This window comes from Marinomonas sp. 63XJN7_7_ISO-PGPR-S23-202, from assembly GCF_056173505.1.
Genome location: NZ_CM149677.1, coordinates 777,587 through 800,230 on the forward strand (window position 1 = coordinate 777,587; position 22,644 = coordinate 800,230).

The 22,644-nt window shown below is 46.6% G+C and carries 21 protein-coding genes; 17 read left to right on the forward strand and 4 right to left on the reverse strand.

The features are described 5' to 3' along the window. Positions 1 to 164 precede the first annotated feature (164 nt). Positions 165 to 1,076, forward strand: a complete 912-nt coding sequence (locus AC0VYG_RS03555) for a LysR family transcriptional regulator (RefSeq protein ID WP_475430975.1) — start codon at positions 165 to 167, stop codon at positions 1,074 to 1,076. Here AC0VYG_RS03555 and AC0VYG_RS03560 read toward each other — a convergent pair. Both AC0VYG_RS03560 and AC0VYG_RS03565 read right to left on the reverse strand, forming a co-directional pair. Then, positions 1,070 to 3,397, reverse strand: a complete 2,328-nt coding sequence (locus AC0VYG_RS03560) for an FdhF/YdeP family oxidoreductase (RefSeq protein ID WP_475430976.1) — start codon at positions 3,395 to 3,397, stop codon at positions 1,070 to 1,072. The genes AC0VYG_RS03555 and AC0VYG_RS03560 overlap by 7 nt on opposite strands. A 407-nt stretch (positions 3,398 to 3,804) precedes the next feature. Continuing rightward, entirely contained in the window at positions 3,805 to 4,692 is an 888-nt protein-coding gene (locus tag AC0VYG_RS03565) for a LysR family transcriptional regulator (protein ID WP_475430977.1), read from the reverse strand. A 178-nt stretch (positions 4,693 to 4,870) separates the two neighbouring features. Here AC0VYG_RS03565 and AC0VYG_RS03570 point away from each other — a divergent pair, with 178 nt between their 5' ends. The 9 genes from AC0VYG_RS03570 (at position 4,871) to AC0VYG_RS03610 (ending at position 13,536) form a co-directional block, all read left to right on the forward strand. Then, entirely contained in the window at positions 4,871 to 5,884 is a 1,014-nt protein-coding gene (locus AC0VYG_RS03570; protein ID WP_475430979.1) for a hydroxyacid dehydrogenase, read from the forward strand. A 3-nt stretch (positions 5,885 to 5,887) separates the two neighbouring features. After that, positions 5,888 to 6,565 (forward strand): RraA family protein, encoded by a 678-nt coding sequence (locus AC0VYG_RS03575; protein ID WP_475430980.1) that lies wholly within the window; start codon positions 5,888 to 5,890, stop codon positions 6,563 to 6,565. Positions 6,566 to 6,687: 122 nt separating this feature from the next. Further along, a complete protein-coding gene (locus AC0VYG_RS03580; protein WP_475430981.1) occupies positions 6,688 to 7,641 on the forward strand; it encodes a Bug family tripartite tricarboxylate transporter substrate binding protein in 954 nt (317 codons plus the stop codon). Between the two features lie 54 nt (positions 7,642 to 7,695). Beyond that, positions 7,696 to 8,157 carry a tripartite tricarboxylate transporter TctB family protein gene (locus AC0VYG_RS03585; protein WP_475430982.1) on the forward strand — a complete coding sequence of 154 codons (462 nt, stop codon included), beginning with the start codon at positions 7,696 to 7,698 and terminating at the stop codon, positions 8,155 to 8,157. Between the two features lie 12 nt (positions 8,158 to 8,169). Next, positions 8,170 to 9,672 carry a tripartite tricarboxylate transporter permease gene (locus AC0VYG_RS03590; RefSeq protein ID WP_475430983.1) on the forward strand — a complete coding sequence of 501 codons (1,503 nt, stop codon included), beginning with the start codon at positions 8,170 to 8,172 and terminating at the stop codon, positions 9,670 to 9,672. A gap of 122 nt (positions 9,673 to 9,794) precedes the next feature. Next, the gene (dctP, locus tag AC0VYG_RS03595) at positions 9,795 to 10,766 is read left to right on the forward strand and encodes a TRAP transporter substrate-binding protein DctP (protein WP_475430984.1); all 972 of its coding nucleotides are present in this window, start codon (positions 9,795 to 9,797) and stop codon (positions 10,764 to 10,766) included. Between the two features lies 1 nt (position 10,767). Further along, positions 10,768 to 11,289 (forward strand): TRAP transporter small permease, encoded by a 522-nt coding sequence (locus tag AC0VYG_RS03600; protein WP_475430985.1) that lies wholly within the window; start codon positions 10,768 to 10,770, stop codon positions 11,287 to 11,289. A 2-nt stretch (positions 11,290 to 11,291) separates the two neighbouring features. Continuing rightward, positions 11,292 to 12,584 carry a TRAP transporter large permease gene (locus AC0VYG_RS03605; RefSeq protein ID WP_475430986.1) on the forward strand — a complete coding sequence of 431 codons (1,293 nt, stop codon included), beginning with the start codon at positions 11,292 to 11,294 and terminating at the stop codon, positions 12,582 to 12,584. A 4-nt stretch (positions 12,585 to 12,588) separates the two neighbouring features. After that, the gene (locus tag AC0VYG_RS03610) at positions 12,589 to 13,536 is read left to right on the forward strand and encodes an SMP-30/gluconolactonase/LRE family protein (protein ID WP_475430987.1); all 948 of its coding nucleotides are present in this window, start codon (positions 12,589 to 12,591) and stop codon (positions 13,534 to 13,536) included. A gap of 71 nt (positions 13,537 to 13,607) precedes the next feature. On the opposite strand, the gene AC0VYG_RS03615 is transcribed toward AC0VYG_RS03610, so the two are convergent. Continuing rightward, positions 13,608 to 14,540 carry a LysR family transcriptional regulator gene (locus AC0VYG_RS03615; RefSeq protein ID WP_475430988.1) on the reverse strand — a complete coding sequence of 311 codons (933 nt, stop codon included), beginning with the start codon at positions 14,538 to 14,540 and terminating at the stop codon, positions 13,608 to 13,610. Between the two features lie 138 nt (positions 14,541 to 14,678). On the opposite strand from AC0VYG_RS03615, the gene AC0VYG_RS03620 reads away from it, so the two are divergent. From AC0VYG_RS03620 to AC0VYG_RS03645, 6 genes are all read left to right on the forward strand, one after another. After that, positions 14,679 to 15,656, forward strand: coding sequence for a Bug family tripartite tricarboxylate transporter substrate binding protein (locus AC0VYG_RS03620; RefSeq protein ID WP_475430989.1), 978 nt, complete (start codon positions 14,679 to 14,681; stop codon positions 15,654 to 15,656). A gap of 35 nt (positions 15,657 to 15,691) precedes the next feature. Beyond that, on the forward strand, positions 15,692 to 16,117 hold the full coding sequence (locus tag AC0VYG_RS03625) for a tripartite tricarboxylate transporter TctB family protein (RefSeq protein WP_475430990.1): 426 nt from the start codon (positions 15,692 to 15,694) through the stop codon (positions 16,115 to 16,117). 22 nt (positions 16,118 to 16,139) lie between these two features. Beyond that, positions 16,140 to 17,633, forward strand: a complete 1,494-nt coding sequence (locus AC0VYG_RS03630) for a tripartite tricarboxylate transporter permease (protein ID WP_475430991.1) — start codon at positions 16,140 to 16,142, stop codon at positions 17,631 to 17,633. A gap of 1 nt (position 17,634) precedes the next feature. Then, positions 17,635 to 18,423 carry an amidohydrolase family protein gene (locus AC0VYG_RS03635; protein WP_475430992.1) on the forward strand — a complete coding sequence of 263 codons (789 nt, stop codon included), beginning with the start codon at positions 17,635 to 17,637 and terminating at the stop codon, positions 18,421 to 18,423. A 58-nt stretch (positions 18,424 to 18,481) separates the two neighbouring features. Continuing rightward, positions 18,482 to 19,552 carry an amidohydrolase family protein gene (locus AC0VYG_RS03640; protein WP_475430993.1) on the forward strand — a complete coding sequence of 357 codons (1,071 nt, stop codon included), beginning with the start codon at positions 18,482 to 18,484 and terminating at the stop codon, positions 19,550 to 19,552. 99 nt (positions 19,553 to 19,651) lie between these two features. Beyond that, complete coding sequence (locus tag AC0VYG_RS03645; RefSeq protein ID WP_475430994.1) at positions 19,652 to 20,620, forward strand: Bug family tripartite tricarboxylate transporter substrate binding protein; 969 nt, start codon at positions 19,652 to 19,654, stop codon at positions 20,618 to 20,620. 102 nt (positions 20,621 to 20,722) lie between these two features. On the opposite strand, the gene AC0VYG_RS03650 is transcribed toward AC0VYG_RS03645, so the two are convergent. Next, a complete protein-coding gene (locus AC0VYG_RS03650) occupies positions 20,723 to 21,703 on the reverse strand; it encodes an N-acetylmuramoyl-L-alanine amidase-like domain-containing protein (protein WP_475430995.1) in 981 nt (326 codons plus the stop codon). A gap of 232 nt (positions 21,704 to 21,935) precedes the next feature. Here AC0VYG_RS03650 and AC0VYG_RS03655 point away from each other — a divergent pair, with 232 nt between their 5' ends. Further along, entirely contained in the window at positions 21,936 to 22,601 is a 666-nt protein-coding gene (locus tag AC0VYG_RS03655; protein ID WP_475430996.1) for a glutathione S-transferase, read from the forward strand. The last annotated feature ends 43 nt before the right edge of the window (positions 22,602 to 22,644 follow it).

Consider the following 22,644-nt stretch of genomic DNA (forward strand, 5'->3'; position numbering starts at 1 on the left):
TGTTCACACAGCAATATGCCAGAGGAGGCAAGAAATCCAAGATATTTTAAGAAAGTCAAAATCAATGATGCTATTAAGTGGCAAAATAAACCAATAACATCCAATTTTTACGTTACTATGGTCAAATAGTGACGACACCTATCCAATCCCAGTAGAGCGGACGCATGGACATTAAGCAACTGAAGTTTTTATTAGCCCTTGAGCAAACCAGACACTTTGGGAAAGCGGCCGAGCTTTGTCATGTCACACAGCCAACCTTATCCATGAGAATCAGTAATTTAGAGGAAGAGTTGGGGCTGGAGTTGGTGGTTCGAGGCCACCGATTTGAAGGTTTTTCAGAGCCAGGTTTGCGCATTCTGGCTTGGGCAAAAACCCTGTTAGCCACACACGATGGCTTATTGGCAGAAGCCGCAAACTGTCGAGGGAAATTGGTTGGTAATTTATCCATTGGTATGGTGCCTCTTTCCTGTTTTGATCCCACTCGTTTGCTAAAGCCTTTGTCTCAGCGTTATCCAGAACTGACCTATTCGCTCTCATCGCTGAGTTCAGAGGCCATCATCGATCAGCTGATGCGCAATCAATTGGATCTCGGTATTTGTTATATTGATGAAGTGGATCAAGGGCAATTCGATATCATTGATCTTGGCATCACCCAAATGGGCCTTATGTATTCCGGTGAGTTTTTTCAATTTGACAGTGAAGAGGTTGAATGGGAAGAGGTGATAGAAAAGCCGCTGGGTCTTCTGGATGCGACAATGAGCTTTCGTCAATCCATTACCCATATCTTACGCAACCGGCACTTAACGCCCGATGTGATTCTTGAGAGCGACTCCAGTTACCACCTTATTCAGGCGGTGGCATCCGGATTATGTTGCACAATTATGCCGATGGAAGAAGGCATTGAAGCGTTAAGTGACAATCTTAAATTAAAGCCTATAAAAAATGGCCTTTCGCCTTCTCAAATTGGTCTGATTATTCGCAAATCCGTGCCAAGGTCCGCCCTTGCTGAACAGTGTTTTAAAGAGGCGACGGAACTCTTTACCCAGCAACCTCTACTTGATCACGACTCTCAGTGACTTTTGTATGAGGCAATTAGGTTATCTGGCTCAGACTTCTGTAATTTAATGGCAATAAACTTTGACGTCGGCGTAAAGGTGCCATCCCCATAGCTTTCAAGCGGAACCAATGGATTGGTTTCTGGGTAGTAGGCCGCCGCTTGGCCGGTTGGCATGTCGTATGCCACCAATTCAAAGCCTTTTACTTTGCGTTCTACTCCGTCTTCCCAAAGAGAAATCATGTCGACTTTATCGCCAGATTGAAAACCTAAGCGACGAATTTCTTCAGCATTCACAAACAGTACCTCTCGCATACCAAAGACGCCACGGTAACGATCATCAAGTCCGTATAAAGTCGTGTTGTATTGATCGTGAGAGCGTAGTGTTTGCAATATAAGGTCTGGCTTTTCACCTTTGTCCGTCACGGCTTGGTTTATCAGTTGTTTTGGCAATGGGGCGGCGGCAAATTGCGCTTTGCCTGTTGGCGTATGCCACTGACGCGTTGCTGCGGCATTGTCTAAATAAAAGCCGCCAGGTTGTTGCAGGTTTTTATTGAAGTCCTTAAAGCCTGGAATGGTGTCTGCGATAAGGTCGCGAATTCGGCTGTAATCGGCAATCAGATCCTCCCAATCGACGGGGTGGTTTCCCAAGGTGGCCTTCGCTATCCCCGCTAAAATAGCGGGTTCAGAACGCAGTTCTTTTGAGCAAGGTTTTAGTTGACCAAAAGAGATATGCACCATAGAAAAAGTGTCTTCAACGGTAATGCCTTGTTGCCCATCTGCTTGACGGTCAATCTCGGTGCGACCTAAACATGGGAGAATCAATGCGTCCTTGCCCGTAATTAAATGGGAACGATTGAGCTTGGTACTGATTTGAACAGTAAGATCGCAGTTTTTCATGGCCGCATGGGTTCGATGAGAATCGGGCGTCGCCTGAGCAAAGTTGCCACCAAGGCCAATAAAGACCTTCGCGCGCTTTTCTTCCATGGCTTGAATCGCCTGAACCGCATTATGACCGTGCTGACGGGGCACCTTAAATTGAAAGCGTTGCTCAATAGCGTCTAAAAACCACTCCGGTGGTTGCTCATCGATGCCCATGGTACGGTCACCTTGAACATTACTGTGGCCTCGAACAGGAGATAACCCAGCTCCAGGCTTGCCCACATTGCCACGCAATAATTGTAGGTTAACGATTTCTTGAACCGTCGGAACGGAGTGCTTGTGTTGTGTCACGCCCATTGCCCAACACATAATCACGCGTTCAGCGCGGACATACATATCAGCAGCGAGCTGTATGTCGTTAATACTCAATCCAGACTGTTCAACAATATGTGCCCATGAGGTGGCATCAACCTCTGCAAGGTAGGCATCCAACCCCGTGGTATGTTGCTGAAGAAAATCATGATCAAAAATGGGGGCTTTGCCAGCCGCTTGCGCTTCTCTTTCCCATTGCAATAAGAGCTTCGCAATACCTCGCATGGCGGCCATATCGCCCCCCAATGCAGGTCGGAAATAGGCGGTATTGGTTGGCTCATTGCCATTGCTTAGCATCTCAAAAGGGCGTTGTGGATGCTGAAAACGCTCAAGTCCACGTTCTTTAAGAGGGTTAAAACACACCACTTGCGCACCGCGTTCTACCGCTTCACGAAGGGGTTCCAGCATACGCGGATGATTGGTTCCGGGGTTTTGTCCTATCACAAAAATGGCATCGGCCTTGGCAAAATCATCAAATACCACGGTGCCTTTGCCCACCCCAATGGTTGAGCTCATGCCTTGACCGCTGGCTTCGTGGCACATGTTAGAACAGTCAGGGAAGTTATTGGTGCCAAACGCGCGAACAAATAGCTGGTAAATATAAGCGGCTTCGTTGGAGGCGCGGCCAGAAGTATAAAACTCCGCTTGGTTTGGTGACTCTAGGTCGTTTAGATGTTTCGCAACCAACTCAAAAGCGTCGTCCCAACTCACGGCAACATAATGATCGGTTTGCGCATCGTAATGCATCGGGTGCGTGATACGGCCTTGATATTCAAGCCAATAATCACTTTGCTTAAGAAGATCAGCGACAGAGTGCTTCGCAAAAAACTCAGGTGTCACTAAGCGGCCTGTGGATTCCCAGTTAACTGCCTTGGCGCCGTTTTCACAGAATTTCACCATGTGGTTTTCTGGTACGTCACCCCAAGCACACCCCGGACAGTCAAAACCATGATTTTGGTTGGTTTTTAGCATGGCTCTGAGGTTTTTGATCGGTTTTTTGCTGCTTACCCAAGCTTTGGTAACGCCTTTTAACGCTCCCCAGCCTGCCGCAGGGCCAGAGTACTCTTTAATGTTGTCGCTGTTACTCATGCTTAACTCCCGAAGAGGTTTGATTCATTAGACCATCTCTGTACAGCGCAATAACCAAGCCATCGCTTTTTAATAAAACCGTATGGTTGCTAGGCATGCGAAATGAAGAAAAGGCGCTGAAAAGAAGGGGTACAGAAACCGTCTTTGAGAGAAAGATAACGTATTCTTATAACAGGTTCCAATCGATATTAACAACCAATCGATAAGCGGTATCTATCAAATAAAATCTATATATTTCAATTAATTGAAATAAAAGATAGCGCAGAGGTACTGCTGGTGTTTTTGAAAATATAAAGTGGGGACGGGCCTTTCAACATGCTGTACTGGTCAACGTTTATTGCTAATGAATCTAAAGAATTCGCCGCTCCTCGGGGGAGCATTTTTATCAATATCTCCATCCTTTTTCTTTATTTTGAAAAAATACCATAGCTGCCACATTGGTGTGCTATGTAGTTATGTAGCTCTTCAATGATGGCTTTTCTTGGATTGTTTATACGTTGCACTATGCCGATTTTTCGAGTGAGCTGAGGTTCTCCAAAGGGCAATTTTTTCAAGTGAGTGAGTTCTGGCTCGAGTATGGAAATATGCGGCACCACCGAGATGCCAAGGCCATTTCGCACACAAGTCATGAGTGCACTGATAGTGTCCATTTCTGCTACATCATTGGTTTTAACCCCTTGTTTTGAAAGCTCTGTATCGATCAGATTGGCTAACGGCACGGCGCTTTTAAAGCGAATAAAGGGCTGAGTTCTGAGCATTTCTTCTGGTGAGGTGAGCGTGGAATTTTCAGGCGCGACAATCCACAAAGGTTCGTCTAAAAAAGGCTGCCATATGAGATTTTGAGGAATACTGACATGCTCAGCGATCACGGCAGCATCTAAGTGTCCTGCCGACACGTCGTAAACCAAGTTAGATGAGAAACCGATACGCAAGCTGGTTTTCAGTTCTGGATATTTGGACTTCATCTTAATCATAGCTTGCGGGAGCAAATTGATGGAGCTGGAGCGAACGGAACCGATTAATAAGGTACCAGAAATCAAATCGCCTTTAAGCGAGAGCTTGGTTTCTTCTTCTAAACGCAAAATTTGCCAAGCCATGTCGACCACTTGCAGACCTTGCACGGTGAAGGTCGGTGGTCGTGTCGAACGGTCAAACAACTCGGTGCCTAGCTCTTGTTCTAATGCTGCAATTTGTTGTCCTACGGCCGCTGGGGTGAGATTAACCTGTGTTGCAGCTTGCGCAAATGTGCCGAATTTCTTGATTGCAACCAATGATTTAAGTTGTCTCGTGTCCATTTTGTAAAGAATTCCTTTATATAATGTAAAATATAATTCGCTATCATAAAGAAAATCTATCTCGTAGTCTATTTCCTATCAATACGACAGGGTAGTTAGTGGTTATCCATGTCATCCGTTGAACCTTATTGGATTGTCGCCAACAAGGTGTGTTTTAACAAATAATGATAAGAACAATATGACTACAAAAAATATTCTAGTTACTGGCCCAAGCCTTGCGCCTAGTGCCACTAAATTTCTTGACGAAAAAGGATTTACCGCCATTCACACGCCGCCTTATGCGGACAGTGAAATAATCGCTAACTTGCTACGCGAGACCAAAGCGGTTGGCATCATTTCTCGAATGGGTCGATTGGATGCGCAAACTCTTGACGCAGGCCTTCCTTATCTCAAAGTCATTGCCAAACATGGTGTCGGTGTCGATAACATCGATATCGCCGCGGCTGCTGAACGCAATATTCCCGTCGTTGTGGCCTCAGGTGCCAATGCCATTTCCGTTGCGGAACACGCCATTGCCCTAATGTTATCAGCAGTGAAGCGTGTATTGCCCCTTGATCAGGGATTACGTGCTGGTCTTTGGGAAAAACCAAACTTTTCTGGTGTAGAGCTTGCGGGTAAAAGCATGGGCTTATTTGGTATGGGAGCGATTGCGCAAGCGACTGCTCGTATGGCGAAAGGCTTCGGTTTGACCCTGTTTGCTTATGACCCTTATGCCAGTGATGCCATGTTTGCAAAGCATGACGTCACACGCTGCAACAGCATTGATGAGCTGTTAGCAAACAGCCATGTATTGAGTTTGCATTGTCCGTTAACAGAGCAAACCCGCGCCATTATCAATGCCGAAAATATCGCCAAGATGCCTGAGGGCAGTTATATCGTGAATACCGCTCGTGGTGGATTAATTGACGAAGAGGCGTTAGTTGCGGCCATCCAATCCGGTCATTTAGCCGGGGCAGGCTTAGATACTTTCGCTGTTGAGCCGCCACCTGCTGATCATCCCTATCTTAAAGAAAATGCGATTGTCGTGACGCCCCACATCGGTGGTGTGACCAAAGAAGGCAGCACGCGGGTTAGCGAAGACGCGGCGACAGGCATCGTTGCTATTGCTGAACAAGAGAAGCTGCCAGCACATCGCATTATCAACCGTCAATTGTTAGCAGATCAAACACAGTTTGTATTGGAAGGAGAGTAAGTCATGGGTATTGGTTTTCAGATTTTAGAACGTAAGCGCAAAGCATCAGCAGAATTGATTAAGGCGTTTACAGGGCTTCCTGTTGCAAACGTATCGGACTCTATGAGTCGTGTATTTTCCGCTGGCCCACGCCTTCGACCAATGCACGCTTCTGGCGCTTTGATTGGGGTTGCCATTACGGTGAAATCCCGCCCAGGGGACAACCTAATGCTACATAAAGCGATCGATATGGCAGAACCTGGTGATGTCATTGTCGTGGATGCGGGGGGCGATCTAAACAATGCGTTGATGGGCGAGTTAATGCTGGCGCATGCGGTAAACCGTGGTGTGGCGGGTTTTGTCTTGAATGGTGCGATTCGCGACCTTGATGCATTTGTCGAAACGAATTTGCCGACCTTCGCAGCGGGGGTGAATCACCGTGGTCCGTACAAAGATGGCCCAGGGGAAATCAATGTGCCAGTGAGTATCGATGGCATGATTATTGAGCCGGGTGACATCGTGATCGGCGATTGTGATGGGGTATTGGCCGTGCCGCTGGATCACGCAGAAGAGATTCTAAAAAGTACGCTAGAAAAACAAGACAAAGAAGTCACACAAATGGCAGCCATCAAAAACCGTACCAACGATCGTAGTTGGGTGGACGCGGCGTTATTAGCGAAAGGTTGTAAGTTACCAAATTAGCAATCACTCATGACTTTGGTTTGGTTGTTACCGTCGTTCATCACCATGTTGGGAAATATTTTTCAATATGGTGTCGGCGCAAGGGGATGTCCCTAATAAAAGTAGGTCACAGGAGAAGACGCATGTTTAATTATAAGAAAAAAGTTGCGCTTGCAGGTGCTTTATTACTAACGACAAGTGTTGCATTCGCTGAATATCCAGACAAGCCGATCACTTTGATTGTTGGTTTTTCTGCTGGCGGTGGTACAGATGTAATGGCAAGAAATGTTGCCCCTTACCTAGAAAAATACCTAGGCAACGGTGCCAGTATTGTTATTAAAAACGTACCTGGAGCCAGTGGGCAAATTGGTATCACGGAAGTTGCCCACGCTAAACCCGATGGTTATACGCTGGGGACCTATAACCTTCCAGGCATGATGGCGCGTACGTTAGACCGTAAGGCGGATTACAATGCGAACAGTTTTACCTATTTGGCGAACATTGTCAGTGACCCAAATGTTTTCGTTACCGCGAAAAAAACGGGCATTACAACGTTAAAACAGTTCATCGCCGCTGCGAAAAAGGCGCCTGGCTCCATCACGGTGGGTATGTCCAGTTTGGGGGGGGACGATCACTTAGCTCTGACTAAGTTTGAAGACATGACGCACACCAAATACACTATCATTCCTTTCAAAGGCTCCTCCGCCGCACGTACCGCGATTCTAGGTGGTCATGTGGCGGCTGGCGTTTTAAACGTGTCGGAAATTGCGGCCTTTAAAGGTGAGTTGAATGTGATCGGGGTGGCGCAGGATAAACGCTCTATTTTTGCGCCAAATGTTCCAACCTTTAAAGAGCAAGGGATTGATTTCACTAATGCCGCCATGAGGGGCTTTGTTGCACCAGCCCATTTGCCGAAAGACGTGAAAGAAAAACTCTTGATGGCTTTTAGAAGAGCGGCGAGCGATCCAGATATGTTGGCCAAAATGAAAGCAACAGCAAATCCAGTTGAACCTTCTATTGGGAAAGATTTTAGACAACTAAATGGTGTGGTCTACGATCTTGCGAAGAAGGTCTGGGAAACCACTCCCTGGAAATAAAACGAAGCGGTGCGAGTTTTCTCGCACCAAATCTCACTCATTTTTAAGTGGCATATGATGAATAATAATAACTCAATCTCATTGTTTCGGCCGACGATCATCATTTCATTATGTTTGTTTGTAGCGTCTGCTGCACTTCTTTTTCCTGCGACCAAATTGAGTCAAAAAGCCGCCATGCTGCCAGTGTTTATGCTGGTGGCCATGATGGTGCTTACGGTGATCTTAGCGATCCAAGAGCTGAGAAAAGCGCGCACGGAGAAAGCTCCTAGTAAAAGCAAAATCAACTCACCCAACCGTGTTGTCGGTGCCATGGTATCCATTTTCCTCTTCATGTTGAGCGTGGACTATCTGGGCTTCTACTTATCGACGGCCGTTTTCCTGCCTACGTGCGCGTACTGCTTCGGTTGTCGTAATGTAAAAGTGCTGATTGCGGCGGATGTCATCGTGGTCGCCGTGATTTACGTGGTCTTTAGCTTAGCCATGTCGAAAGGCTTTCCAACGGGTTCAATTTGGTGAGAGTGATTATCTATGTACACTGATTTGTTATCTTCTTTGCCAGATGTTCTGAACTTAACCAACTTCTTGGCAATTGTTATTGGGGTGTTGTCGGGGATTGCTGTTGGGGCTATGCCAGGCTTAAGTGCAACCATGGCCATTTCGGTGCTGATTCCATTTACTTTTGGTTTACACCCATTGGTGGCACTTGGTTTAATGGCGGGAATTTATAACGGCGCCATGTATGGTGGTGCGATTCCGGCGGTCTTACTACGCATTCCGGGCACGCCTGCTGCAGTTGCCACCACCTTTGATGGTTATCCAATGGCACAAAATGGCAAGGGCGGCTTTGCCTTGCAAGTCGCGGTGATTTCCTCTGCATTTGGTGGTATCGCCAGTGCATTGGCCTTGATGTTGCTAGCTCCGCCTTTGGCAAAAGTCACCTTGTTATTTGGTCCAGCTGAAGTGTTTTGGATTGCCGTATTTGGCTTATGCAGCATTGTTTTCTTGCTCGGCGACAGCCCAATCAAAGGTTTGATTAGCGCCTGTTTCGGTGTTTTGGTGTCGATTGTCGGTGCCGATCCGATTACCAGTGAAGATCGTTTTACGTTTGGCCACCTCGAACTGTTGGATGGCATCAATATGGTCATTTTGTTGGTGGGTCTTTATGCTATGCCACCCGTTATCGATTTACTGGAAACGCCACTGGAGGCGAAAGGTCTTGGTAAAGCGCTAAAAACAGAATCCATATTACGCAACCTGCCCAAGATGTTTGGCTTTTGGAAAACCTGGCTTCGTTCTTCTGTAATTGGTATCTTGATCGGCATTTTGCCGGGAGCGGGTGGTTCGATGGCGGCGTTTATGTCCTATAACGAGGCGCGTCGAGCCAGTAAGAACCCTGAAGACTGGGGTAATGGAGAGCCTGAAGGCGTCGCGGCGTCGGAGACGGCAAACAATGCAGATACGGCATCCGCCTTGATTCCCGCACTGACTTTGGGAATCCCTGGAACGGCGGTAGCGGCGGTAATGCTGGGTGGTCTTTTGATCCATGGATTACAGCCCGGTCCCATGCTGTTCCGTGATAATGCTAATATCGTTTTTGGTTTTATGTGGCAGTTCCTATTTGGTGCTATCTTATTGATTTTCTTGGGTGGTGCTTTAGCAACGAACACCTTTGCGCACCTTTTGAAATTGCCTCGACCAGTACTAGGCGCCATTATCATTGTGCTGATGTTTATCGGCGTTTACTCGATTAACGAACGAATGTTTGATGTGTATTTAATGTTTGGTTTCGGCTTGATTGGCTATGTCATGGATAAGTTTGAATTTCCATTACCGCCAGTGGTGTTAGGGCTGATTCTGGGTGGCTTTGCCGAAGAAAACTTACGATTAACGCTACTAATTGGCCAAGGTCACTGGAGTGCGTTGTTTGCCAATAAAACGAGTTTGGTGCTAGTGGCTTTGACCATTGCCGTGATTGTTGGGCCAATGATCAAACGTCGCTTAAGCAAATCTCGTCGTCAGCAATCCGCATGATGTGAGGGTTGAGAATGTAGACTGGTTATCATCTACAGGTCTGCATTCTCTTTTTTTAGAAGATTGTCTCAGGAGCAGCAATCTTACTTAATAACAATAAACGAAATGCTATGGATATCATTATGAAAATCAAAACATTATTAGCGACTGTGTTGTGTGCTTGTTCTTTATCCGCTCAAGCAACCACTTGGACTGGCTATACCTATTCTTCCGTTCCAACGACGGCGGCGGTGAAAGGGATGGAGCGTATTACCGAGCGTGTGAAGAAAGAAACGGATGGCGATTTGAATATCCAGCTTCACCTTGGGAAAACGCTGCAAATTAAGTCCTCTGATATTACTCAAGCAGTGGGTGAAGGTTATGTGGATTTTGCGGCAGATTTTTTCTTTTCCGGTAGCGTGCCTATTGCGCGCGTACTGAACCTGCCCATGTTGATTGAAAATAATGCGGAATGGCAGAAAGCCTATAAAGCCATCACACCGATTCTTAAAAAAGCATTTGATAAACAAGGTGTGGTGCTATTAGGGGGGTATCGCTACCCGCAACAAGTTTTCTTCACAACCTTCCCCATGACGAAGCTCAGCGATATAAAAGGTAAAAAAATTCGTGTTACCTCACCTGAACAAGGTTACTTCGTGAAAGCTTTTGGTGGCTTGCCCATTACTTTATCGGGTAGTGAAGTGCCAACGGCATTGGAACGCGGTGTGATCGATGGTGTATTAACTGCCAGCGCTGGTGGTGCGAAAAATTGGAGCGAATTCCTATCCAGCAACTACCGTTTCCCAGTGAACTACGGCAATTCAATGATTATCGCCAACACGGATTCTTTTGATAGTTTAAGTGCAAAAGATCAGTCTGTTCTGCGTAAAGTAGTGGCGGATGAAGGCCCAAAAATAACAGCGGATTTCTTGGTGGACGAAAAAACTCAGATGGAATTGCAGCAGAAGAAAGGTATGGCTATTCATATGCCAAAAGAAGCCGATCTGAAGAAGGCCCGTAAGCTGATGCGCCCATACTGGAAACAATGGGCGAAAGAAAATGGTCCAGAATATACCAAAGCATTGAACATCGTTCTAAAGGCGATAGGTAAGTAATATGTATACCGAAAAGTCGGTAACCCGTGCAACCAAGCCTGTTGATGTTTTTTTCAACTGGCTTGCTGCCGTGGTGACGTTTTTAGCTCATAGTGTGCTTGTTGTGTTGGTTTCCTTGGTGGTGCTGGAAGTGTTTTTACGTTCGGTTTTCGGTACCTCCCTTGGTTTTGTCGAAGAAGTAACGGGTTATTTGGTCGTTGCGATTACGCTTTTTGGGGCAGCGCTAGCGGTTCGCTCGGATTCTTTATTTAAGGTACAGGTCATTTTCGATGCCTTTCCTTCGTCATTACGCCGTATTTTACGTGTGCTCTTTGCTCTGATTGGATTGGCGATTTGCCTGGTTTTTATCTGGAAGACAAGCCTGCTGGTCGATAGCTCCTTTATCCGGGGTAAGTTTGCTCCGACGGTGTTAAAAACGCCTTTATGGATTCCACAATTGGTTATGCCCATTGGCTTTTCAGTGATTGGGCTCTTTCTTATCGAGCACATCCTTAACATTTTTCGTCACACAGAAGGCAGCTAAGAATGGAAGGCATTTTAATTTTTGGTCTTTTAGTCGGCCTGATTATGGGCGGCATGTGGGTTCAGTTTGCGGTGGCAAGTGCTGGATTAGTCTACTTGTTTGCCTTACAAGGATTCCACGGCTGGCGCGCGCTTGGCCTCGTCAGTTGGGGCTCTGCCAACAGTTTTACCCTGGCGGCCATTCCGTTGTTTATTCTCATGGCGGAGATTTTGTTGGGGTCAGGATTAAGTTCGCGGCTTTATAACGGCGTTTCGCCTTTTGTGCGCCGCTTACCGGGAGGATTGTTACATACCAATATTGCGGGCAGTGGTATCTTTGCAGCGATTTCCGGTGGCAGTGCACCAACTGCAGCCGCTATGTCGACCGTGGCCTTGCCTGAGTTGGCGGCTCGTGGTTATAACATTCGCTTGGTCGCGGGGTCGCTTGCCGCAGGTGGTACGCTCGGCATTTTGATTCCTCCGTCGATCACTATGATTATCTACTCAACCTTTACCGATACCTCCATCGCGCAATTATTTTCAGCTGGGATGTTGCCGGGTGTCGTACTTGCGTTGTTTTACATTACCTTAATTGTTATTCGCTGCAAATTACAGCCCAATCTGGTGCCAGTAGACAACACCAAGTTAACGCTCAATGAGCTATGTAAAGCAGGTTTAGACATATTACCGTTCTTACTGCTCATCGGTATTGTACTGGGTAGTATTTACGGCGGGATCGCCACACCAACTGAAGCGGGTGCGGTCGGTGTTGTGGGGGCCATGCTGATTGCTGGTATTTATGGCCGTTTATCAAAACAACTGATGAGCAACGCCATTGCTAGAACCATTAAGATGAGTGGCAATATCTTGTTTATTGTCTTCACATCGATGATTTTTGCCTACGCGACGACTTTGTCGGAAGTCGGACAGACGTTAGTCTCTTATTTGCAAGACGCTAATGTATCACGCTTTGTTTTCTTGTTGATTGTAATGGTGGTGTTCGCCATTCTGGGCTGTTTTATGGAAGGCTTAGGAATGATCGCCATTATTGTGCCTATCATTTTCCCTGCTTTGAATGCGCTCCATATCGATCTGATTTGGTTCGGTGTATTTGTGGTGATCTTGGTGGAGCTTGGTCAGTTAACACCACCACTTGGCGTGATTTTGTTTGTGGTGGCCAGTTCGTCAGAAAAAGCCAAAGTTGAAGATGTCGTGCTTGGCACCTTGCCTTTCTTTATTGCCATCGTTGCTTTCTTGTTCTTACTGATTGAGTTTCCTCAAATTGCCTTGTATTTACCGTCTTTGACTATGAGTTGATGCTATGACTTACCCTCCAAAAGAACCTGTTGTGTTAGATGCTGAAGTATTCACTTCTTTACCTGATGAATTACGCCGCCCGAATGTCAGTTCTTACTGGGCTGAACGAAATAAACGGGGCGTTGCGGTTGATAGCTTTATCGAAGGACCCTCTTTTGATAAAGACGGCAATTTATGGTTTGTCGATATTCCGTTTGGACGCATTTTATGTGCTGATCCGACGGGTAAGGTACGCCAAGTGGCTGAATACAATGGTCAACCCAATGGCTTAAAAATCCATCAAGATGGACGCATTTTTATTGCGGATTTCCAGAACGGCATTATGGTGATGGATCCGCAAACGGGCCAAGTTGAAGCGGCATTGAAAGATTGCGACTCGGAAGGTTTCAAAGGCTGTAATGATCTGCACTTTGGGTCGGACGGTGCTTTGTATTTCACCGATCAAGGGCAAACGGGTCTACAAGACCCAACCGGACGCGTTTACCGCTGGCAGCCAGACAGTGGTGTGCTAACTTGCCTGATAGATAAGGTGCCCAGTCCAAATGGCTTGGTGTTGGATGTAAACAGTCATGTGCTTTATCTTGCAGTGACTCGCGCCAATGCCGTGTGGCGCTTGCCATTGTCGCAAAGTGGTCGCGTGAATAAGGCAGGGCTTTTCTTGCAATACAATGGTGGTCGCGCTGGTCCAGATGGCTTGGCTCTAACGGCGCAAAATGGCGTTGTTGTCTGTCAAACAGGCATGGGCTTAGTCTGGGTATACGACGCACTTGGCCAACCGATTGCGGTGATCCGTTCTCCCAAAGGCTTGGGCACCACCAACTGTGCGTTTGGTGGCGAAGGGCTGCGCACCCTCTTTATTACCGAGTCGGACACAGGAAGCATTCTAAAAGTCACGTTCGATGACGCGTTAGGCATCAGTGGACATCCTATGTACTCAGGCTATCAAGGCTAAGTGATTACAAAACGATAATTCGGTCAGGCTCTTTCAAAGGCGAAAGGGCCTGGTTTTTGTCACTTACTGCTTTAGTTTGCTTTTCCACTCTCAAAAATATTACGTCCTTCTTTGATCAGAATTTCGCGTAAACGTCTGGCGACAGGGGGTAAATAGCCTTTTTTAACATTGATAACATTGTAATGTCGCTTCATTCTGAACTCTTCAACGGGCACTTCTTTCAGCTGTTTAGTGGTAGATTGCGCATCGTCTGCTTCTAAGTTGCGTCGCGAAATAAAGCTTAGCAACTCTGTTTGCATGATCATGGAAGGGATCATAAGCAGTAAGTTGGTTTCAATTTGTACATCGGGTTTGGTCAAACCTTGTAGTTCAAACGCTCGATCTAGCCATTGTCTACTGACGACGGAAGTGGGCGCAAGAACCCATTTATAATCGAGCAGTTTTTTTAAGCTGATGGCTTCGTTAAAAATCTGGTGTTCGCTGTTCGCCACAACCACCATGGTGTCTTGATAGAAAGGCACGGCTTCGAATTCTTCTTCCAATCTTGTACTTAATCCGATTACTAGGTCTAACTCGCGCTTATTGAGTAGATCGTAGAGAAGGTCAGTTTGGCCAATAACGGTTTTTAGCTGCACATCGGGAAAGTCTTTTGTCAGGATGCGCGTCATTGGTAGAAGTAGGTGATGTGCGGCGGTCGGCACCACGCCAAGCCGAATATGCCCTGAAAGACCTTTGTCGTAATCGCGTATTTCTCTAATGATGTCCTGGGCATTACTGAGAATATTTTTCGCTCTGACCAACAAAAGTTCACCAGCAGGCGTTAAACGAATATTGCGCCCATCTTTCTCAAAAACGGCGGTTCCTAATGTGCGCTCTATACGACGGATGCAGCCTGTCAATGCGGGTTGGGTACGATGCAGTTGGTCCGCCGCTTTTCCCACATGACCTAAAGTGGCAATGGTTTGAAAGTAGAGTAAGTCTCGTAAATCTAATTGATCAGTCATATTTATGAATCATAAAAAAATAACGATTGGAATTGATTGATTATATTCGTTGATAATCACAAATCCCACCCTTGCAGTCCAATCTTGCACGGATGAAAGCGTGAATAAAAATAACATAGCGAATGCAGGATAATAAAAATGAATCTATTTAATCTAAAGTGCTTAAATATAAAGTGCTTGAAACACATTGCCGTAGCGAGCGTCTTGAGTTTGACCTCATTAACCTCGTTGGCGCAAGATTTCCCTACTCGCCCTGTGACCATTGTTGTTCCCTATGGAGCTGGTGGCACCACAGATATTTCTGCCCGCAAATTAGCGTCAATGGCTGAGCCTTTATTGGGGCAGCCTGTCGTTGTAGAAAACCATCCCGGCGGTAGCGGTACCAATGCAATGCGTATGGTTGCTCGAGCTAAGCCAGATGGTTATACATTAATTGCTAGCACGTCGTCGCCATTATTTGTGACACCAGCGGTTCGGCCAGTGGGCTACGATCCGGTTAAAGATTTCATTCCTTTACTGAACTACTCTGGCCCTTACCATGGCGTGTTAGTGAAAGCGGGCAGTCCATATCACACTTTGAAAGAGCTGATTGATGCCGCAAAATCGGGCAAAACCATTAGCTTCGCCACTGCGGGCGCTATGGGTGGCCCACACTTATCTTTCGAATCGGTTGCTCTTAAAACCGGGGCAAAATTACGCAACGTTCCATTTAATGGTGCGGCGTCAGCAACAGCTGCTTTATTAGGGGGGCATGTGGATGTTGCACTGGTGCCAGCTTATCGAGACCTAGTAAACGGTGGGCAATTATCTTTGCTGGCTGTGTTGGATGGTAGTCGAGATCCTGATTTCAAAAATGTCCCAACACTTAAAGAAGCAGGCTATGACGTAGAGTTTCCATCTGTGGTTGGTCTATTAGCTCCTGCAGGAACCAATAAAGCCATCGTCAACAAGTTGACTAAGGTCTTTACGCAAGTGGTGAAGTCCGCTGAATTTAAGCAATTCATGACAAAATTGAACCAGCCTGTGCGCTATATGACAGGCAAAGAGTTGGAGCAGGTCATCAAACGCAATTTAGCGAATTATCGTCAAGTTGCTAAAAGGTTGAGTCATCACTAATGAATCAGCATGAAATCACCAAAAGACACTTTGGTATGGCAACACTAACGTGTCTTTTATTAGTTGTGTTTGCTTCTTTGGGTTTATGGGTGCTTGACGCTCAGGTGGAAGTTTATAGCTTTGGCAGTTCTGTCTTCGATGCGCGCTTTTTTCCTCGCATCATCCTTTGGCTGATTGTCATCAGTGCTGCGCTGCGCTTGCTTGTTAGCCGCGGTAAACAGCAAACGCCGATAGGAAGCCCACGCAGTTGGTTCCGCGTTTTCCTAGTCGTTATCGCTATGATACTGGCGTTACGATTTATGCCAACGATCGGCTTCCTTGCTGGTGCCTTTTTTGCCGCAGCGGTAACGGCATTGGCGTTAGGGGAGCGTAAGCTTATTTTCTGTTTAGGGCTGCCACTACTGGTTGCGGCATTGGTTTCATTGGGTGCCCACAAGGGCCTCAATATACCGCTTCCTTGATGATCAACGTGGGGACTTTTTAATGCTTTTGGATGCTTTTCATGCCCTGATGAATATCTGGGTACTTATCGCTGCAGTGGCTGGCATTGTGATTGGAATTATCATCGGTGCCATTCCCGGCCTTGGGCCAACAATGGCGATTGCTTTGTTGATTCCCGTTACCTTTTCGATGGCGCCAATTCCTGCCATTACCCTGCTTTTAGGGGTGTATCAAGGTGCGATTTTTGGGGGATCGATTTCCGCTATTTTATTGAATGTTCCGGGCACGCCATCTTCTGCGGCAACGGCGATAGATGGCTATGCTATGGCGCGCCGAGGAGAAGGGGGCCGAGCCTTACGGATTGCACTTTTCGCCAGTGTGGCGGGTAATATTTTTAGCTGTTTAGTGCTGATGATGTTAGCGCAGCCGCTGGCATCCATGGCGCTGGATTTCGGCCCTGCAGAAATGGCGACTTTGATGGTGTTTGCCCTAACAGTCATCATCTTATTCGGCGGTGGTGTGCGTTTGGATGCCGCGATCATGGCGTTATTGGGGATTTTTGCAGGCATTATTGGTTTGGATCCCATAGAAGGCACCCCTCGCTTCACGTTTGGTAGTTTCGCCATGGAAAACGGTTTGCAGCTGATCCCTGTTTTGGTCGGTTTGTTTGCCATGTCGGAAGTGTTTTTACAGCTTTTTAAGAGCAAACATTCCGATGCGCAGAAGGCTGAGATTCCCGAATTATTACCAAGCAAGCTGGGGTTCGTTGACATGTGGCGTATGCGTGTCACCTTATTATGGTCGTCTTTGATTGGTACCTTCGTGGGGATTCTCCCTGGCATTGGTTCCACTGTGCCGGCGTTTATGAGTTATAGCTTGGCTCGCTCTCGTTCTCGTAAGCCTGAGACCTTTGGCCGTGGCGCCGATGAAGGCGTGGCGGCACCGGAGGCGGCGAATAACGCGGTGACGGGCGGTGCATTAATCCCCACTTTAGCATTAGGGATTCCAGGGGATGCAGTGACGGCGGTAATTCTTGGGGCTTTTATGTTACAAGGTCTTGCACCTGGGCCATTTTTGTTCCGTGACTATGGCGTCGAAGTGTATGCCATATTTGAAGCCTTAATTTTATCTTCTATCCCTACCATTTTATTCGGTTTGTTACTGTTTAAAGTCGCGGTACACGTTATTCGCATTCAGCCACGTCATTTGTTCCCAAGCGTGATCATACTGGCGTTACTGGGGGCCTTTTCTGTGAACAACAGTTTGACCGATGTGTGGGTGATGTTAGGAGCGGGTTTTGTTGGGTTTATATTGCGTCGCAGTGGTTTTCCCTTACCGCCTTTATTGATTGGTTTGATATTGGGTAAGCCCCTTGAGCAAAGCTTACGTCAGGCGTTGTTAACCAGTAATGGCAGTGTGGGGATTTTTTTCCATTCCTCGATTGCAATGACCTTTATCGTGATCACGATTTTGTGTGTCGTTGCCAGTATTGCGTACGATTTCGTAAAACGTCGTCCAAAGACAGGGAGCAAATAGTGTGAAACCAATTCTATGCGATAGTCATATGCACGTTTTTAGTCGTTCAGTTGTGCCTGCTGGGGCAAGTTACGTACCGCCAGCGAAAGATCTAAATGATTATTTAGAGGAAGCGAGTTTAGGCAAAATTGGGCGAGCGGTGATCATTCAAGCGTCTGTGGATGGGGTGGATAATTCTCGGTTGGTTGACACATTAACCGCGCAACAGGCCATTGAGCTGCGCGGGGTGGCCATGATTGATGAGCAGACTCAGGATTTAGAAAGCTTAGCCAAAGCCGGCGTTCGTGCGTTGCGTATTCAAGATAGAACGCGCTTAGGACTGAATGATTTAGAACGTCTTCCTCAATTGGCAAACCGCGCGGCTGAAGTCGATTGGCATGTGGAACTCAATACCGAGCCGGCTCGATACTCGCGTCTGCAAGCGCTTCTAAAGGGATTACCTCAGGGGCAACAGTTGGTATTGGACCATTTTGGGCATTGTGACCCAAATAGCACTTCCGACATTGAGGGGCTGTGCCGCTTATTGGACAGTGGTCGCATCTGGGTAAAACTGGCCCCTACGAGAGTCAGTAAGCAAGTGGGCCAATATCAAGACCTTTTTGGCTTAGTAGAAACGCTTGCCAGTCAATACACAGAACGTTGTCTTTGGGGAAGTGATTGGCCTCATGTCATGACGGCAGAGCCTTTGCCAAAGACAAGCGATATGCTGGATTTTATGACACGAGCGCTGACACAAGAGCAGTTTTTAGCTTGCTTAAGTGATAACCCAGAGAGGTTGTATCGGTTTTGACCTTTAGGTTTTGAGCCGTCATTGCTGTGACACGAGAAGGGAAGAGAAGAGGTGATCAATGTCAACTGAATCTGAAAAACCTTGGCGTCAGCCCCTACAAGTCGAATCGCCTAATCCGCAGCCTCGCAAGGATTGGCTTAATTTGGTAAATGAACCTGCACTCACAGAAGGCATGCCTATTGTCGATGCCCATCATCATTTATGGGACAGAGCAGGGTTTCGCTATTTGCTGGAAGAGTACGCCGATGACATCGGTGAAAGTGGGCACAATGTGGTGGCGTCAGTGTTTGTTCAATGTCGCAGTATGTATCGCGCCGATGGGCCGACATCGGAACAACCCATTGGTGAAGTGGAGTTTGTGCGTGGTATCGCCGCACAAGCACGCAGTGGTTGCTATGGAAAAACACGGGTAGCAGCGGCCATCGTGGGAGGGGCGGACTTGTTACTAGGTCGAGACGTTGCCCCCGTATTGGATGCCATGATGTCAGCAGGTGGTAAGTTATTCAAAGGGGTTCGCACACCCGTGGCGGCACACCCTGATCCCGCCGTTCGCTCCAATCCAGTCCCTGCACCTGAAGGTTTGATTTTAAGCAAGGCTTTTATAGAGGGCGCTCGTGAACTGTCGAAACGTAACCTCGTTTTGGATCTTTGGGTGTACCAATCTCAATTGGAAGAGGTTACGGCGCTTGCCACGTTAATTCCTGATTTGCCGCTGGTGGTTAACCATGCTGGTGGGCCTTTAGGGGTGGGGCCGTACGCACAAAATCGTTCCCTTCATTTTCAAGCATGGCAAGACAGTTTATCCCATCTAGCGCAATGCCCAAATGTGGTCATCAAGCTGGGTGGATTTGGCATGCCCATTATGGGGTTGGGATTCTCTGAGCAAGCGTTGCCACCGACATCATTGGCTCTCGCCCATACCATTCAACCTTATATCGATACTTGCATCGATTTGTTTGGTCACTCACGTTGCTTGTTTGAAAGCAACTTTCCCGTGGATAAAGGCAGTTTTTCGTATGCGGTTATTTGGAATGCATTTTACCGAGCGAGTGAGTCTTGGTCAGACGAAGAAAGGAGGAAGGTTTTTAGCCAAAATGCACTGCGAGTTTATCAAATATCCTTGGGTTAAAGCGTTAAACGAGTCGAGTTTTCAATTCTTTATTCGGGCGCTAACAGTCTTGTGCTCGATATTGTTAGTCATATAAACAATAACTATAAAAGGTGAGTCATGAAAAAATTACTAAGAGTTGCGTTCACGTCATTGCTTGTGGTTTCAAGTGCTTGGTTTTCGCAAATGGCGGCTGCGGAAGATTATCCGCAAAAGCCAATTGAAATTATCGTTGGCTATTCTGCTGGTGGTGGTACCGATGTGATGGCACGAACGATTGCGTCACATTTAGAGCCATTTTTAGGGAAGGGAGCGTCGGTTATTGTGAAAAATTATCCGGGCGCAGGGGGGCAAATTGGTTTTACCAAAGTGGCGACGGCCGATCCGGATGGTTACACCCTAGGTACTATGAATTTACCGGCGGCGTTAGCATTAACTTACGACCGAGTGGCCCATTACAATGAGAAAAGCTTCACTTGGCTCGCTAATTTTGTTTCTGATCCAAATACGCTCGTCGTGAGAAAAGACTCTGGCATCACATCGGTCAAACAACTGATTAAAGTCGCAAAAGATAAACACGGCACTATGACCGTTGGTTTGTCATCTTTAGGCGGTAATGATCACTTTTCCGCCATTCAATTTGAAAATGCCGCTCATGTAAAACTGATTCATGTGCCTTTTAAAGGGGGCGCAATGGCGCGAACCTCTATTATAGGGGGGCATGTGGATATGGGGACAATGTCATTTAGCCAGGTAGTGGGTTTCCAAGATCAATTACGCATTTTAGCCGTTTTGTCTAATAAGCGATTACCGCAAGCGCCTAACATCCCGACCGCTAAAGAACTGGGTTTGAATATAGTAATGGGCTCTTACCGAGGCCTTGTTGCACCGGCTAATTTGCCAGAAGCTATCCGTGTGAAATTGCAAAAAGCGTTGGATAAGATGGCTAAAGACCCTAGCTTTCGTAAGGACATGGCGGAACGCGGTACACCAGTGGTGTATTCAAGCGGTCAGGCTTATGAGAATTTAGCAACGCAGCAAAATAAGATTGCGGGCCAAATCTGGAAAAACACACCTTGGAAGAAGTAGCCACCAAAATGCTTCATGTGTAATAGATAAGAGAGTAATCCCTGTTTAGAGAAGGGCAATTTCCTAAACAGGGATGACAACACAAAACCGTTAGAGAGCGTGCTAGACGTGGTATTTAGGCGCCAGCACATGAACATTAAAGCCTTTTAGTGTTTTACTTTCTCGGTAATAGTAATAAAGATACTGCACAAAGTTCACATCCACTATTTTGCCCTTTATCTCACTGGCTTCGCGGAGGTAAAGTTTACCCTGTTTACGAATGGCAAAGCCCATATGGGAAACATTCATATTGGTGCCAATGCGGTTTTTAATGGGCCAGTTTGGTCTGACCATGCTGATAATACTGCCATCGGGGATGCGTTTTAACAAAGCCGTGTTCACCTTGATATGGTGTGACGTGGTTTTAACGAACAAGTCCGTTAAAGGCACATAAGGCAGGTGGACCATTTTGGTTGGCATTTTATTGCTTTCTCGCCGCAGTTTCGCCAACAAGTGTTGCCGTTGCGAGATGTCAAGGTCGCCATCTTGAATATTATCCAGTGTAAAATGATGGTACCAAGCACGTTTATTGATGAGGGCACTGGCAATTTTGGTGGCTTTGCCACTGACTCGATAAGTCGCTTCGATTAACTTGCCCTTGTTATTGGGAAACCAGTCTGCGCTGGGGAAATGATTGCGGGTAATAAAAGACACTTTTCCATGTTTGTAACGGATATCGACTAACTTTGGTCCGAACGATTGTTTGGAATGAGACATCACGCCAGCCAGTACGGCTTCTACATAGGTCATGCAGTCGAAAGAGCTAAAGCGGTACAAAGGATTACCCGTTTGTTTGACGGTTTTGTCTTTACCTGTGTCATTGTCCAAATAAGGTAACCCCAGCAAGCTGGCACTGATGGCGTTGATGCGCTTTGTCTGTGAGTGGTAGTGTTTATCAACCGCTTGAAAAAAGGCCTTTTCTTGGTGAGGCTGGTGTGTTGTTGGTTGGTATCTTTGTGTTTCATTGTTGGGGGAATGGGCTTGAACCAGAGCTGAGCTGATACTCGCCAGCGCTATTAGAATATAGTTTAGGCTTTTTTTCATGTGCCGTATGCAGTCCTATCGGTGAGTCTATCAATGGTGAAAGGCACAACCATAACGCAAAGTATTCGACTATTGGAAAGTTTTACACTTTGGTTTATGGCGGTGGTAGACCGATCTGGCGTTGATGATGTTTCTTTTTGACAATTCATCTGTTTTCTATTTTGCTTCGTATAATGTGTAATTAGCCTAGTATTGTTGTAGGCTTTATCTTTAAACGGCAGAAGGGGATTGCATGATAACGGTTCATCATTTGGAAAACTCTCGTTCACAGCGCATCGTATGGTTGCTTGAGGAATTGAAGTTAGATTATGACGTGATTGAGTATAAGCGCGATCCGGAAACCTCTGCAGCACCTGAGGCGCTTAAGAAAATTCATCCGTTAGGGAAATCTCCTGTGATTACCGATAAAGGGCTTACCGTGGCGGAGTCTGGGGCGATTATTGAGTATCTGCTGGATCGTTATGATAGTGAATCTCGCCTTAGGCCAACCGAAGGGCAAGCCTTGTTAGATTACCGTTATTGGCTTCATTTCGCCGAAGGTTCGTTGATGCCCCTGTTGGTCATGAAGTTAGTGATGATGAAGATACCCAAAAGTCCAATGCCATTTTTTGTGAAACCTGTTGCCAAAGGAATAAGTGGTAAAGTTCAGGAGAACTTTATCTCTCCTCGTCTAAAAGGTCAGTTGGATTTTATTGAAGAGACCCTGTCTGATCGTATTTGGTTTACGGGGGACACGTTGAGTGCCGCCGATATTCAAATGAGTTTTCCGCTGATGGCCGCTAGTACACGAACTGACTTATCAGCTTACCCTAATATTGCCGCGTTTGTTGAACGGGTGAAAGGGGAAACCAGCTTCCAAGCGGCCATTAAAAAGGGTGGGGCCTTTACAACGTTGTAGCGAGTGTCGTTTGACGCTTGGGAAAAAGACAGCCTTAGAAATT